The sequence below is a fragment of the Allobosea sp. ASV33 genome (assembly GCF_016428755.1).
GTDB lineage: Bacteria > Pseudomonadota > Alphaproteobacteria > Rhizobiales > Beijerinckiaceae > Allobosea.
Genome location: NZ_JAELTI010000268.1, coordinates 1 through 319 on the forward strand (window position 1 = coordinate 1; position 319 = coordinate 319).

Below are 319 nucleotides of genomic sequence, written 5' to 3' on the forward strand. Positions count from 1 at the left end.
GCGTCGAGCATTTCGGCCAGACCGGCACGGTCGCCGATCTCTACCGGCATTTCGGCATCGACGCGAATGCGATCGTGCATGCGGCGAACGCCGCGGCGCCGGGGCGGCCGGTGCGTTATCTCAGGGCTGTCTCTTATACACATCTGACGCTGCCGACGATTAACCTTCGGTGTAGATCTCGGTGGTCGCCGGATCATGAAAAGGGGGGGGGGGGGGGGGGGGGGGGGGGGGGGGGGGGGGGGGGGGGGGGGGGGGGGGGGGGGGGGGGGGGGGGGGGGGGGGGGGGGGGGGGGGGGGGGGGGGGGGGGGGGGGGGGGGG

The 319-nt window shown here is 75.9% G+C and carries 1 protein-coding gene; it reads left to right on the top strand.

Going from position 1 to position 319, the window contains the following annotated elements:
• Nucleotides 1–319: hypothetical protein (locus tag JHD80_RS27485; protein ID WP_199093775.1), on the top strand; the 319-nt coding region annotated here is incomplete at both ends.